This is a genomic window from Bifidobacterium santillanense, assembly GCF_018555385.1.
In the GTDB taxonomy this organism is placed as follows: Bacteria; Actinomycetota; Actinomycetes; order Actinomycetales; family Bifidobacteriaceae; genus Bifidobacterium; species Bifidobacterium santillanense.
The window spans coordinates 219,225-233,347 of record NZ_JAFEJS010000001.1 but is presented as its reverse complement, the minus strand read 5'-3'; the positions used below and the strand labels follow the sequence as shown (position 1 = coordinate 233,347).

Genomic DNA, 14,123 nt, shown 5'->3' with positions numbered 1-14,123 from the left:
TCTGACCATGCGCCACCATAAGGCACCCGTCGCGCTGACCGTAGGCGCCGTTCCACGTTCCGGGCATGTTTCCGGCCGTTCGGCCGCTATTCGCCGCGCAGAGCCTCGGTGGGGGTGAGTCGTGCTGCACGGGAGGCCGGGTAGATGCCGGCGGCGACGCCGACGAGGACGGCGGCGCCCCAGGCGGCCGGCAGCGACCCCCAATCCAATGCGACCGGTTGACTCGCGGACAGCGCGACCCCCATCGCCGTCCCCGCGCCGAGCGCGATTCCGGCGAGTCCGCCGAACGCGGAGAGCATGGCGGCTTCGGTGACGAACTGCATGCGGATGGATCCCGGCGTGGCTCCGAGCGCGCGGCGCAGCCCGATCTCGCCGCGACGCTCCATCACGGTGACGATCATCATGTTGGCGATGCTCATGCCGCCCACGGCCAGCGCGATCACACCGATCATGAGCCCCAATGAGGTCAGCGAGTCGTCGGTGGTGTTGCGCGCCTCGGACAGGTCGGCGGACGCGTTGACCGAGACCCCCGATCCGGTGAGGTTCGCCGCGTGGGCGAGCATGCGGCGCAGTGCCTCCGCGTCGCCGGGTTTCGTGCGCACGTAGATGGCGCTGATCGCCCCGATGGTCTTCGCCTTGTCCGGGTAATGGACCTTCGCGACCTTCGACCCGATGATCACGGACGAGTCGAGGCTTTGCGCCTGCGGCACGGGGTCGAGGATTCCGACGACGCCGTACCATGCGTCGTCGATGAGGATGCGGTCGCCCACCCCGGTCACGCCGAGCCGGTAGGCGGCCTCGGAGCCGAGGACCGCGACGGGCAGGCTTTCGTTGTGCCGGTCGATGCCGTGCCCCTGGGACAGAGACGCTCCGAGGGCGTCGAGCGCGCCGGAGCGCATGACCGCCAGCGCCAGCGCGTTGCCGTTGGATTTGGGCACGAACTCGTTCTTGAAGATCTTCACGCCCTCCGGCGGGGTGTCGAAGACGCCCACCCGTTCGACCTGCGGCTGCCGGGCGAGAGTCTCCGGCGCGTACCGCGGCAGCGGTATCTGCTTCTGCGAGGCGTCCTGTCCAGGGGTGACCACCTGCAGGTTCGCGCCGAGCGCGTCGAGGCGGGCGAGCAGCGCCGACTGGTTCGAGGCGGAGATTCCCGACAGGGCCACGTACGCGGCGACGCCGAGTGCGATGCCCAGCGCCGCGAGCACGGTGCGCGATCGGCGGCCGATGGCGCCGATCCACGCCGAGTGCAGGAGATCCACGATGCGCGTGCCCAGCGGTCGCCCGGAGCGTCCCGTGTCGTGCTTCGTGGCGGTCATGGTCGTGTCTCCTTCGATTGCGCGCCCTCCGTCGTTTCCATCGTCGCTTCCGCCGACGCGGCCAGCTCCGTCACGATGCCGTCCCGGATGTGCAGCCGTCGTGGGAAGCGGGCGGCGACGGTCGGATCGTGCGTGACGACCACGAGACTCGCGCCGTCATCCGACGCTCCGAGCAACAGGTCGATGATCGCGTGCCCGGTCTCGGTGTCGAGCGCACCGGTCGGTTCGTCGGCGAAGATGATGTCCGGCCGTTTAGCCAGAGCTCGCGCGATGGCCACGCGCTGCTGTTCGCCTCCGGAGAGCTGAGGGGGTTTGTGGTGCAGCCGCTCCCCCAATCCCACCCGTGTCAGCGCCTCGGCGGCGAGGTCCTTGCGCGAACGCCGGGGCGCCGACGTGTACTGGAGCCCCGTCGTCACGTTCTCCAACGCGGACACCGTGGCGATGAGATGGAACTGCTGAAACACGAAGCCGATGCGCGCGGCCCGCAGCATGCTCCGCCGACGCTCCCCCATCGCCGCCACATCCTCGCCGCCGTAGCGCAGCGTACCGGTCGACGGCATGTCGAGCGTGCCGAGCAGGGACAGCAGCGTCGATTTGCCGGAGCCGGACGGGCCCACGATCGCGATCCGCTCGCCGTGATCGATCGCGATGGAGGTCTCGTGCAGAATCTCCAACGGGGCGCCGTCACGTCCCGGATAGCTCTTCGTCGCATGCTCCAGCGTCAGGAGCGGTGCCGCGGCCATCGTTTGCGGCTCCGGCAGCGGTATGGTCATCGTCGTCGCATCGACCCGCATCATGACACCACCACCTTGTCGCCTTCCTTGAGACCGTCGGCCTTCGTCAGCTGCGCCTGCGCATTCGCGACGAGTCCGATCTCGACGGGAATGCGTTTGAGTCCGTCGCCGCGCACCACGTCGATCGCGTACGTGTTGCCGGCGGAGGCGATGATCGCGGTCACCGGCACGATCAGCGACTCCCCCGTGGCCGTTCCGTTCGCGACGGCCGTGTTGGGAATGACGAGCTGCACGGAGGTGGTGCCGAAGCTCGCCGCCTGGGATTGGTCGGGGAAATCGACGCGCGCGGAGGGCGAGGTGACCTGTCCGTCCTTGCCGGTGGATTGCCCGCCCTGATCGACGGCGGCGAGCGCGGTGTCGATGGTCGTGTTGTTCGGCATGACGACCCGTACCTTGTCGCCGGCCTTGAAGGTGGCGGCCTGCGTGGCGGTGAGCGTGGCCTCGACGTGCAGGGCGGTGCCGGTGTAGCTGCCGGGGCTGGTCTCCTTGTCGCCGAGTTTGGCGGTGACGGTCTTGATGCGGATCGGTGCCGTGGGGACGAGCGCGACCGAGCCCGGGTCGAACGTGCCGGTGATCTGCTCGCCTTTCAGTCCCAGCGACTTGGCCTGCCACTGGCGCACGGCCTCGCGGGTGCGCCAGTCGAAGTGGCTGTTGGGGGCGGCGCGGAAATAGCCGAGCTCCTGAAGGTTCTCCTCCAGCTGGGTCACGTCCGGCCCGTCGGGCACGTCGACCTGCAGGGTGCGCCAGAACGGGCGGGCGCCGTGGAAAAGCGGTACGGGCACGCCGTCCATCTCATACACCTGCTGGCCGGTGTTGATTTCGGCGCCGGGCGTGGGCAGCTGGGTGATGACTCCGGTGGACGGTTGGAAGTCGGAGGCGTCGTCGTATTGGAGCGTGCCTCCGAGCCGTGTCTCGGCGTTGAGCACGCCTTTGGTGACGGGTTGGGTGCGCAAGGTGGTCACGTCGACTTTCGCGGCCGACGCCGTGCGACCGGTGTCGGTCATCCGTCCGATGAGCGTCCACGGTTTCGCGATGACGCACACCGCGGCCAGCCCCGCGATGACGGCGAGCGCGATGGCGGCGGTGATGGCGCGGCATATCCGTCCGATCCTGCGTGTTTCGGTCCGTGTCATGTCTGGTTCCCTTCGTGTGCGTGCCCTTCGTCTTGGGGAGGGCGTCGGGCCGGCGCGTGTCGCGTCGTCTACTGGGCGGTGACGGATGAGGTGGCCGAGCCGTCGACCTCGCTCATCGTTTTGGTGTAGTCGTAGCCGAATTCCTCGGGTGTGCCGTCGAAGCCGTAGGCGATGTGCGCGTCGCCGATGGGGCATTCGTTGAGGAAGCGTTTGAGTTCGTTCTCCCCCACGGTTTTGGGGATGATGATCGTGGTGGGTTCGTCGCCGGTCGGGTCGGCGACCCAGGTGAAGCCTTTGGCGCGGGCTTTGCGGGCGTAGTCGAGTGCGGAGCGTTTGTCGTCTTCGGTGATGGTGGTTCCGGTGGCCGTGAGGTTCTGGGCGGGTTGGGTGAAGTCGGGGTTGGTTTTCTCGCAGTCGGCGTAGTCGGCGCGTTTCGATTCGTATGGGGTGCCGGCGAGCGCGGTGGAGTCCTTGAACGCGACCCAGACGGTGTTGTCTTCGAGGCTGGTGTACATGGCGTTGGCGTAGAGCTTCTGGGTGGTGTCGTCGGTGCTGACGCTCATGCCGTCGCCGCTGGTTTGGATGGGGTTGCCGGAGCGGTCGATCATGCGTAGTTCGACCATGTTCCTGACGGTGGGGGCTTTGGTTTTGCCGTTGGCGTCAGGGGTCGGGGGTCCTGCGGCGGCTTGTGCGTCGAGGCCTTTGCCGGTCAGGCATGCGACGAACCGTTTGGCGGTGGCGTCGGTGGTGAGTGTGGTGGTGTCGCCGTCGTCGGTTTCGGTGGAGCCGTTGGCGGTGTCGGTGGCGAACGGCGAGGTGCAGCCGGCGAGCGCGGTGAGGCATAGGCCGGCGGCGAGCGTGGCGAGGATGCGTCGCAGGGGTGTCGTCGTCCGGGCTGCGGTCGTGTTGTCGGCGATTCGGTTCGTGCGGTTGGTCATGGATGCCTCCTTGGGTGCGTGGGGCGGGCTGTGCGCCGTCCCGTTCGTGGGGCGTCGGTTGGCGTGTCGTGTGCCCCGTTACGTCTATCCAACCGTGGCGTTCGTGGTGTGTCGGTGTCGTTTCGTCCTACTTTCGGATTACCGGGGCCTTCCGCCTTGTCGCCGTCTCCGTGCCCCGTGCCCGCGCCGGTTGAGCCCTTGGGCGCATGCGGGGTTTCCTCGACGCGGACACGCGGTCGGTGGTCCGTCGGGCTCAGCGCGCGTCGATCGACTCGCGCATGACGGTGTGGATGTCGTACGGGTAGTCTCCGATCCACGAGTAGGCGACCGGCGCGTCGCCCGGTTGGCACTCCGTGAGGAAGCGCCGTACCTCGCTCTCCGGTACGTCGGTGGGGATGACGATGCCGAGCGGCCGGTCGGCCGTCGGGTCGGCGACCCAGTCGAAGCCTTTGGCGCGGGCGTCTCGGGCGAAGGCGAGCACGGCCGTCTTGTCCTCCTGTGGGGCGTTCGCGTCGTCGGGGTCGAACCGTTGCACGCCTTGCGCGAAGTCGGGGTTGGCCTGTTCGCATGCCGCGTAGTCCTGCTGTTGGGTCGCGTACGGGGAGCCGGCGAGGTCGGCGGAGTCGCGCGCGATGACGTAGGGGAAGTCGTCGTTGAGCGTGCTGATGGTGCCTGTGGACATGATGTTCGGGTACAGGTTCGGGTCGGTGGTCCAGTCCCGGGTGAGGGTGCCGTCGCCGTTGTCGACGAGCCGGGGCTGCTTGGGGTTGCCGGCCGCGTCGATCTCCAGGAGCGCGACCCGGTCGTTGCGCTCCCCCACGACGCGCGCGTCGAACCCCTTGGAGACGAGGCAGGCGACGAACCGGCGCGTGACCGTGGTAACCGGATAGCTCGTCTCCGCTTCGCAGCCCGCCCCGTCCGGGGCGTCGGCGCAGCCGTTCGTGGTGTCCGTCCCGGTGTTCCCGGGCGCCGACGATACGGTCCCGTCGCCGGAGTCTCCCGTCGTGTTCCCCTGCCCGGTCGCGGTGGTCGACGAGCAGGCGGCGAGCGCGAGCGTCATCGCCGACGCCGTCATGACGGCCATGAGACGCATGGTCGTCCTCGACCGGGTGCGTCCGCCTTCGGATATGCGTATCATGATGCGTTCCTCCTTCCATCTTCATCGAACACCGGCCGCGGTGGCGCGTGGGTGTGCGGCCCCCTTACCCTCGCCTTACCTTGGCGGCGGGAGGATAATGGCAATGACGGAAGGGAGCTCCCCCGTTCCGGGCCCACACATCGGCTCCCCTCCGTGAGGGGAGCCGTCGGTGAAACCGATTCAAGGGGAGTAATCGCGGAAAGGAGCAAGGAACCATGCGCATACTGGTCGAGGACGACCGCGAGCTGTCCGCCGCGCTGGATGACGCATTGCGGTACGAGGGGTACGCGACCGGCGTGGCTTCGACCGGCGTCGAGGCGTTGCAGGCGCTCGCCGACACGGACGTCGACATCGTGCTGCTCGACCGCGACCTGCCGGTCCTTTCCGGCGACGCGGTCATGGCGACGATCGCCGCGAACCGCATCCCCGTCGCCGTCATCATGCTCACCGCGGCCGCCGAGGTGAGCGACCGGGTCAGCGGGCTTGATCTGGGCGCCGACGACTATCTGACCAAACCGTTCGCCTACCCGGAGCTGCTCGCCCGTATCCGCGCCCTGCAGCGCCGCGCCGGCAAGGGCTCCGCCACGCAGGCGGTCCTCACGCGCGGCGACCTCACCCTCGATTCGACGCGCCGGCTCGTGTTCCGCGACCATGGGCGCACGCTCGTCAAACTCACCCCCAAGGAGTACGGCGTGCTGCTGGAGCTCATGCGCGCCGACGGCGGCTACGTCGGCGTCGACGAACTCTACCGGAGCGTGTGGGACGGCGACGGTCTGGGCGACCCCTCCGACGCGATCAAGACCACCATGTACTCGCTGCGGCGCAAACTCGGCGGCCGCGACCTGATCGTCTCCACCCGAGGGGAAGGATACCGGCTCGCATGACCGACAGGAACGACCGGATCGACGCAATGGAACACGGAACGGACCCCGACGCGGACGGCAGCCGCACGCCGGACCGTCTCCCCCTCCGCGCATGGCATCGCATCGCCGCATGGTTCGCACGCATGTTCGACAAGGTCCGTCCCAGAACATTCCGCGCGAAGCTCACGCTCGCCATCAGCCTCGTGTTCCTCATCGCCCTGGGATCGGCCACCCTCGTGCAGACGCTCGTCGTCAACGGCATGTTCTCCTACGCGATGACCATCACCTACGAGAACGGACAGGACGGGGACAAGTCCGACGCGAACGGCTCATCGTCCGCCGACGGCGACTACTTGTTCTCGCAGGGATGGTCCGCGAACCCCGATCCCGACGCATGGGTCCGATCGCATCAGGGGGCGAACGCCCCGGACTTCCTCGGCTCCGTGAGCGGAGGCAAGGACGAGGGCAGCGCCAGCGGGCGGATCAACGGCGACCCCTACCGCGTCGACTGGGGCGGCGACGGATCGTTCACCATCACCACGCCCTACGGCATCTCCGTATGGAACCAGGACACCGTCGCCAACGGGCTGCGCATCAGCGCCGCCATCATCTTCGTGTGCTTCGGAGCGGCCAGCATCCTCGTCATCTGGATCGTCACCTCGCGCATGGCCAAACGTCTGAAATCCATCAGCGACCAGACCGCCGCGCTCGACCCGTCCGACCTCGGCACGCGCATCGACGTGAAGCGGGGCGACGACGAGGTCACGCGCCTCGGCGACTCCATCAACGGGATGCTCGAACGCATCCAGGCCGCCTCCGAGGCGGAACGACGGTTCGTGTCCAACGCATCGCACGAGCTGCGCACGCCCATCGCCGCCGTCGAAACGAACCTCGACGCACCCCTCGCACAGGGGCGCTTCCCCTCAGACGTGGAGCCGTCCGTGCGCCGCGCGCTCGCCGCCAACCGGCGCGGCGCCGAACTGGTCGGCGCGCTCCTGACCCTCTCGCGCATCCAAAGCGGAGCCTACGGCAAGCTCGAGGACGCCGGGACCGCCGACATGGCCGACGTCACCGCGCAGCCTGGAAGGACGGACCTCGCCGCATGCGTGCGCGACGCCCTGACGGACATGGAGGACGGGATCGCATCCCGGAACATCACCGTCACGACGGACATGGACGGCGAGGACGATTCCGCGGTCACGGCGAAGGCGAACCCGGCGCTGATGCGCCTCGCCGTAGGCAACCTCATCCGCAACGCCGTCATGCACAACACGGACGACGGCGGTTCGATCACGGTGGCGATTGCCCGCGACGACGATGGCATCCGTCTGACGGTCGCGAACACCACCGACGAGCAACTGCCGGACGATCTGGACGAGCTGGTCCAGCCGTTCCACCGCGGCGTGAACTCCCGCATCAGCGCGGTCTCCGGAGTGGGACTCGGTCTGTCCATCGCCGACGCCGCCTGCGACGCGACGGGCGCGCGTCTCCGCCTGTCGCGGGACGGGGAACGCGGATTCCGCGCCGAAATCGACGGCATCCCCTTGGCATAGGAAATCCCGTCCGACTCCCCTACGGGTGACGGGGAGGTCGGACGGGATGAAGCGGTACGGGGAAACGGCGGCGCTCACGCGAGCGAGGCGCCCATCTCCCGGATGCGGTCGAGGTGACGGGCGGCGGCCTCGCGCTTGGCCGGGTCGTCGTCGCCCATCGACAGGCCGTCGACGTAGACGAGCTCGACGTCCTCCACGCCGCAGTACTTCATGAACGTCTGGCGGCGGATCTGGTTGTCGAGCGCCTCGCCGATCCCGTCGGACGCGTACCAGTCCTCGGTGCCGCCGGTCAGGAGGATCACGCGAACCGTCTTGCCGGCGAGCGCGCCGGGCGTGCCGTCGGCGTTGTAGGCGAAGCCGCGGCAGATGACGCGGTCGAACAGTCCCTTGACCATGGCGGGCATCGTGTACCAGTAGACGGGGAAGGCGAGGACGATGGCGTCGGCGGCGGCGAGACGGTCCTGGATGGCGGCCACGTCCTTCGGCAGCGGGCCGAGACCCAGATAGTGGGCGCGGTCGGCGGACGAGTAGACGGGGTTGAAGCCGGCCTCGTACAGGTCGAGGACGTCGGCGGTGCCGCCCCGTTCGGCGTAGCCGTCGGCGAAGGCTTTGCCGACGGCGTTGGTGAGGCTGTTGTGTTCGGGGTTGGAAGTGATGATCAGTGCGTTGCTCATGTCTCCATTGTCGTCGCGCGCCGGACGGAATGCGCACATCTATGGATGCGATCCCCGGTACTAACCTCCATCCATCACATCGGCCATCCGTGGTCATAGCTGATGGATGGCGTGAAGATCGCCTCCTTGTGCTCGGCCTTTCCCTTCGTTCTTGCCGGTACTTGCGATGAGCATCCCGGCGATCTCCGTATTGGCGAATCGTAGAGAGCGGTCGTCGGGTTTGGGCGTTCCCAATAAGTCGATGGTGCCGAACCAGATGAGTTCATCGTCGAATACGGCGAACTCGTTGCATGCTTCCACGACCTGCACCGTGCACCCCAATGCACGAAGTCTATCCATGTTGTGCGCCGCCCGGAGGCGTGACGCTTCCGTCGTTTTGGGTGAAATACGTACGCTGACGGCAATCGTCACCCCTCTGCCGGCTGTTTCGAGAATCACGTCGGCCAATTGGTCGATGGCATGGCGCGTAAGGTATCCGGCGCATATGGTCATCCGCCGTTGGCATCGCTTGATGTCGTTACGGAATGCCGTATGGAATCTGTCCGCATTGATTACGGGGATGGGTTCATCCCCTTCATGGTGTTCGATCGGTGCATCAGCTCCGGCAAGCGCGCTTTTGCGTGCCGATAAGGCTTTCATCTTGGCCCGGCGTATTGAATCGGCGTTGCTGTCCGGCATCATCGGCGTGTACCCCTGCGCCACGTATGTCTTCAAACGCTTGCGGTACATACTGGAAGCCATGGGGATGGCGACGTCGATGTAGTCGTAGACACGCACCTCCCGTTTTCCGTCATTATCTCGGTGCAGTCGTCCGAGGTACTGGGTGATCGCCGTTTCCGCGGATACGGGCGCTGTGAGTATGAGCGTATCGAGTCGTTTGCAGTCGAATCCTTCGCCGATGTAGCTTCCTGTCGCCACGACAGCGAGGCTTTCCTCCGCGGGAATATGCTTGAGCTGGTCAAGTTTGTCGTGTCGGGCCTTCTTCGCTTCAGCGCCATAGAGGAGAATCACATGGTCGCAGTCCCGTTCCCGGAGGGCATCGGCGAGTGCTTTCGCGTGTCCGATGCGTTTGGTGAGCAGCAGTGGGGTTCCGTTCCCATTGATGACCGTCATGGCGTCGTCGACAATCATGTCATTGCGGTCCTTGTCTTCACATGCGGCTTCAAGGTAATCGTGATAGGTGTATGGCTCGATGAGGTCGAGGCTGACTGGGGTGAATCACGGTATGTATCGTCTGGAGAATCGCTGCGTCTCCATGTGTTCGTTGACGTCGACGGTGTCGCGGACCGGCCCGCATCGCATGGTGACGATGGGCTGCATGCCGTCGTCGCGTTTCAGGGTCCCGGTGAATCCGTAAACGTATTTGGCGTCGGTTGCACGTGCGATCGCTTCGGTGTCGACGGAGGCCACGTGATGGCATTCGTCGAAGATGATCATACCGTAACGTCCGATAAGGTCCTTGACGCGCTTGGCTCCGGGAACGTCGCCTCTGTCGAACAGTGATTGCGACAATGCGATGTCGATGATGCCGTTTGGTTCGTTGCGTCCAGCTCCTATCTGTCCGATGACGTGTCGTTTCCTCCGGCTGACGCGTCCGGTTGCGGTCAATAAGGGAGGCAGCGCGGCGGTGATGTCGAGGAATTGTCCGAGCCGTTCCCTCCATTGTTCGAGCAGTGCGGATGATCTCAGGATGATCAGCGTGTTGGTTTTCCGCTCGGCGATAAGGTCCGCCGCGATCACGGTTTTGCCGAACCCCGTCGGGGCGATGAGTATGCCATCATCGTGCGCCAGCATGCTTCGTGCAGCAACGTTTTGGCGTTCACGAAGCGTTCCTGTGAATTCCACCCGTATCCGTTCACCTGGGTTGCGTTCGTTGTGATAGTCCACGGTGGCCCCGACACGGTCCAGCAGCGCGGTCAGGGCCTCTTTGCAACCTCTTGGTAGGAGAAGAGTTTCGTCAGTCTCCTCACCGCGGTAGATGATGCGTGGTTTGTTGTAGATGGGCTGTCGCATGGCTTGGGCCCGGTAGAAGTCGGGGTTGGAGAACGCGGCGAGGCGGCGTATCGCGTTGAGCGCGGCTGGGGTCATGCCGTCTTTGGGAACGGAGAGCATGCCCCGTTCGACGATGGTGACGGACCGTGGCAGATCCGTTGCGGAAAGGGAATGCGCCACGGCTCTCGATGGCCGATGATCATTCTTCTCCGACGTGCCGGAGGGCCGGGATGGGAAATCATCGGAGACATCGGGCTCTCCCAGCGGGTCGTTCGCCGTTTTCGCCAGAGCAGCGATGGCATGCACCTGCTCTGGCGTGATACGTTTGATCGAGGAGAGATACGCCCACTGATCCTGATATGGCAAAAATCGTTCGCCGACGAAGACGCTGTTGCCATTGTCTCGTGCCATGCGCTGCAGTGGGAGTGCGATCAGGTTGCCGAATCCTCCCTCAGGCAGGACATCCTGATTGGGGAACATGCGGTCGTAGGATCGGAACTTGATGTGGGTCAGAACGGACGCTTCATTCAGCAATGCGTCCCCCATGCGACGTACCTGCGCCGCGTCCATCTTCTCGGAGAGAAACAGCCACAAGTGTCCGCCGTTCCCGGACCGCGAGCGTTCTATTGCCGGCGCTATGCCGTGCCGTTCGCAGACGTCTCGGACCACCTTGATCTCATCCTGCCAGCCATCGCCATCGAAATCGATGACGAGGAACCAGACCTTCGATTCTCGGGACAGGGGATAAAGCCCGACGACGTTAGTGAGCCGATCGTCCCGTTTGGTGAAGTGATCGAGCAGCACCCGGTCGGTCAGAGATTTGTAGCGCTTCTGTCCCGGCGGCGTGGGGATGCGTTTACCGTTCGGCAAGGTACTCCATTCGTTCCACGCCGCCGGCGCGTATCCGGTTTTACCGGTCTTCTTGGATACGAACCCGTGAGCGTATACGTCGTCACGCCCGCGGAACAAGGAACGGAACAGCTTGATCTTCCGCGCGGATGGACTGCGTGCCGTGACAGGGCCGTCGCCATTGAGATCGGATTCCGTGGTCTTCACCGTGTTGGAGATGGACATACTTCTCGAATCCAAGCCTCCATCTTCCGGATTCTCATGTTCCTGTGGTGCCGGGCGACCGAACCAGCCGGACCAGTCGGTGACGGCCTCGATGTTGTTGCCGTCGGGGTCGAGCACGAACGCGGAGTAATAACCGGGATGGTAGGGGCGCGGGCCGGGCGCGCCGTTGTCGCGTCCGCCGGCGGCGAGCGCCGCGGCGTGGAACGCGCGTACGGAATCCTCGTCGACGGCGAGGAACGCGATGTGCGTGACGGGGCATGCCGTCGATGCCTCCGAGACGTGGCCGGCGGAATCGGTTCGGTCGGCGGGATCCCCCATCGGGGACAGGTAGAAGTCGGAGTGCGGGGTGCCGTCGTCGACGCCGAATCCGAGCGTGGGCTCGTGGTGGGCCTTAACGACGTAGCCGAGCGGTGCGAGGGCCTTCGCGTAGAACGCGACGGAACGGTCGATGTCGCGCACGTGCAGCGTCAGATGGTCGAGCATGACTCCACTGTAGTGCGTCCGCAGCACGCCGTCGGTCGGGTCTCGGATGCCGTCCGGTCCCCCGTCCCGCGTGTCATACCGTGTGGCGCATGCCGGTCCTGTACCAAGCGACGACGATCTGCACGCGGTCGCGCATGCCGAGCCGGGCGAGGACGCGCGTGACGGTGCGTTTGACCGAGTCGGGTTGGATGATGAGACGCTCGCCGATCTCCGCATTGGTGAGACCCTCGGCGACGAGCGCGGCGACGTCGAGTTCGCGCGGAGTCAGAGCGTCGAACATCGCGCGGCCCGGCGACCCCGCGGCACCGGAGGCTGCGGCCGGGGCGCCCGTCGTGCGGGGCACGCCGTGTTCGAGCACCTCGCGGGTGAGGCGCGGCGTGAGGATCGCGTCGCCGTCGTGCACGGCGTGGACGGCGCGGCGCAGCTGCTCGGCGGTCACGTCCTTGAGGAGGAACCCGCTCGCGCCGGCGTCGAGCCCGCCGTACGAGTCCTCGTCGTAGGTGGTGAGGATGAGCACCCGGGTTCCCGGGTAGCGCGCGCGGATGAGCCGCGTGGCGTCGATGCCGTCCATGACGGGCATGCGCACGTCCATGAGGACCACGTCGGGCAGGTCCTCGTCGCGCATCGCGCGCAGCAGGTCGAGCGCCTCCCGCCCGTCGCCGGCCTGCGCGACCACCCTGAGCGTCCGGTCGACGCTCATCATCATCGAGAAGCCGAGTCTCGTGGCCGGCTGGTCGTCGACCAGCATCACCCTGATGGGGTCGTCGTCGTTCATCGTTCCCCTTTCATCGTTACGGGCAGTTGCGCCCGCAACGTCCAACCGTCGCCGTCGTCCGACGGCCCGGCCTCCAATGCGCCTCCGGTCCGTGCGAGGCGTTCCCGCAGACGCGCCAGTCCGGTCCCGTCTCCGTCAGACGGATGATGATGGTTCCGGCTCTCCTCCCCTGAGGGAACCGCCCGTGCGGCGGGTCGGGGGGAGCCGTCCCCGGAGCCATGCGGCCGCCCGCCGTCATCGCGCACCGTGACCGTCATCGAACCATCCGCATGATGGTCCCACGACACCACGATCGACGTGACGTCGCGGCCGTGTCGCATCGCGTTGGTCACCGCCTCGCGGCTGACCGTGAAGCACAGGTCCGCCTGCGTCGCGTCGGCCGGACGCGTGCCGGTCTCGGTCAGCACGGCCGTGATTCCGGTCGCGCGCGCCGTCGACAGCACCCGGTCGACGTCATCCCACCCGTGGACGGCCGGCTTCCCTCCCGTCGCGCCGGCGTCGGCCTCCCCCGCGGCCGCCGCGGGGCGCACCGGGTTGAGCGAGCGGGCCACCCTTCTCGTGTCGTCCAGCGCCTGACGACCGAGCGTCGCGATCGTGTCGATCGCCTCGTCCAGCGCCTCGTCCCCGTTGACCGCCCTCAGCCCTTCGGCGAGCGCGATGATGGCCGTCAGGTCGTGTCCGACGCTGTCGTGCAGTTCGGCGGACAGGCGCGCCCGCGCCTCCATCATGTCGCGTTGCGCCGCGGCCTCGTCGGCCCTCGCCCTCGCCTCGTCGATCCGCGCCGCGTCCTCCCGACGCGTCCGCATGACGCGCGACCATGACGCGAGCGAGACGACAGCCGCCAGGGGCAGCGTCATCGGCATCGTCGCGGCGAGGCCGCCGGCCACGGACGGGTTCGACAGCCACGCGCCCGCCGTCAGGGACGCGGCCGTCAGCACGATGCCGGCGCACGCGCGCGGCATGTCGGCGAGCGCCGCGCAGCAGTACATGGCGACGCACAGCGGCGGCCACAGATACGGCTGCACGGCGAACGCCGATCCGCACAGGTACGTTGCGCATGTCGAGCACAGCACCGCGAACGGACGCCGCGTGCGCAGCGGCAGTACCGAGACGGAGGCGAGGCACAGGATGACGAGCAGCGGCAGCCCCCACCGGCCGCGCTGCGTCAACGCCCATGCGGCAGGATCGGCGGAACTGCCGGCGAACACGAGCCGGGTGACCATCATCACGTCGTAGACCAGGCACAGCACCGGCATCGCCATGCGCGCGGCCGGGTTCGACCGCCAGAACGCGGCCGGACGGTTCCATACGGTGTCCGATCGCGTCGTCGATGTCTCCTTCATGTCGAGATTCCTTCCGTGCAGCCGTCGTTCTCCGACGGCAAGCGTAT

The 14,123-nt window shown here is 66.7% G+C and carries 12 protein-coding genes and 1 pseudogene; 2 read left to right on the top strand and 11 right to left on the bottom strand.

Translation table 11 applies throughout. The annotated features are described in order from the left end of the window. Nucleotides 1-86: 86 nt before the first annotated feature. From JS528_RS01065 to JS528_RS01045, 5 genes are all read right to left on the bottom strand, one after another. Nucleotides 87-1,316: an ABC transporter permease gene (locus tag JS528_RS01065; protein ID WP_214357246.1), complete on the bottom strand. Its 1,230-nt coding sequence runs from the start codon at nucleotides 1,314-1,316 to the stop codon at nucleotides 87-89. Further along, a complete protein-coding gene (locus JS528_RS01060) occupies nucleotides 1,313-2,113 on the bottom strand; it encodes an ABC transporter ATP-binding protein (RefSeq protein ID WP_240541230.1) in 801 nt (266 codons plus the stop codon). The genes JS528_RS01065 and JS528_RS01060 overlap by 4 nt, the downstream gene beginning before the upstream one ends. Next, nucleotides 2,110-3,243 (bottom strand): peptidoglycan-binding protein, encoded by a 1,134-nt coding sequence (locus tag JS528_RS01055; RefSeq protein WP_214357245.1) that lies wholly within the window; start codon nucleotides 3,241-3,243, stop codon nucleotides 2,110-2,112. The genes JS528_RS01060 and JS528_RS01055 overlap by 4 nt, the downstream gene beginning before the upstream one ends. A 68-nt stretch (nucleotides 3,244-3,311) precedes the next feature. Next, nucleotides 3,312-4,181, bottom strand: coding sequence for a hypothetical protein (locus JS528_RS01050; protein WP_214357244.1), 870 nt, complete (start codon nucleotides 4,179-4,181; stop codon nucleotides 3,312-3,314). Between the two features lie 253 nt (nucleotides 4,182-4,434). Then, nucleotides 4,435-5,319 carry a hypothetical protein gene (locus JS528_RS01045; RefSeq protein ID WP_214357243.1) on the bottom strand — a complete coding sequence of 295 codons (885 nt, stop codon included), beginning with the start codon at nucleotides 5,317-5,319 and terminating at the stop codon, nucleotides 4,435-4,437. 215 nt (nucleotides 5,320-5,534) lie between these two features. On the opposite strand from JS528_RS01045, the gene JS528_RS01040 reads away from it, so the two are divergent. Both JS528_RS01040 and JS528_RS01035 read left to right on the top strand, forming a co-directional pair. Continuing rightward, nucleotides 5,535-6,203 (top strand): response regulator transcription factor, encoded by a 669-nt coding sequence (locus JS528_RS01040; protein WP_214357242.1) that lies wholly within the window; start codon nucleotides 5,535-5,537, stop codon nucleotides 6,201-6,203. Continuing rightward, entirely contained in the window at nucleotides 6,200-7,735 is a 1,536-nt protein-coding gene (locus tag JS528_RS01035; RefSeq protein ID WP_240541229.1) for a sensor histidine kinase, read from the top strand. The genes JS528_RS01040 and JS528_RS01035 overlap by 4 nt, the downstream gene beginning before the upstream one ends. 74 nt (nucleotides 7,736-7,809) lie before the next feature. On the opposite strand, the gene JS528_RS01030 is transcribed toward JS528_RS01035, so the two are convergent. From JS528_RS01030 to JS528_RS01010, 6 genes and pseudogenes are all read right to left on the bottom strand, one after another. Then, nucleotides 7,810-8,409 (bottom strand): NAD(P)H-dependent oxidoreductase, encoded by a 600-nt coding sequence (locus tag JS528_RS01030; protein WP_214357241.1) that lies wholly within the window; start codon nucleotides 8,407-8,409, stop codon nucleotides 7,810-7,812. Between the two features lie 93 nt (nucleotides 8,410-8,502). Next, nucleotides 8,503-9,540, bottom strand: a complete 1,038-nt coding sequence (locus JS528_RS01025; protein ID WP_214357240.1) for an RNA helicase — start codon at nucleotides 9,538-9,540, stop codon at nucleotides 8,503-8,505. Between the two features lie 87 nt (nucleotides 9,541-9,627). Then, entirely contained in the window at nucleotides 9,628-11,568 is a 1,941-nt protein-coding gene (locus JS528_RS11760; RefSeq protein ID WP_420838169.1) for a TOTE conflict system archaeo-eukaryotic primase domain-containing protein, read from the bottom strand. Then, a pseudogene (locus JS528_RS11455) lies at nucleotides 11,545-11,958 on the bottom strand (VOC family protein); the annotation flags it as partial. The gene JS528_RS11760 and the pseudogene JS528_RS11455, both read right to left, overlap by 24 nt. Before the next feature lie 73 nt (nucleotides 11,959-12,031). Next, nucleotides 12,032-12,733 carry a response regulator transcription factor gene (locus tag JS528_RS01015; protein WP_214357238.1) on the bottom strand — a complete coding sequence of 234 codons (702 nt, stop codon included), beginning with the start codon at nucleotides 12,731-12,733 and terminating at the stop codon, nucleotides 12,032-12,034. Further along, entirely contained in the window at nucleotides 12,730-14,076 is a 1,347-nt protein-coding gene (locus JS528_RS01010; RefSeq protein ID WP_214357237.1) for a sensor histidine kinase, read from the bottom strand. Before JS528_RS01010 ends, JS528_RS01015 begins: the two co-directional genes overlap by 4 nt. Nucleotides 14,077-14,123 lie beyond the last annotated feature (47 nt).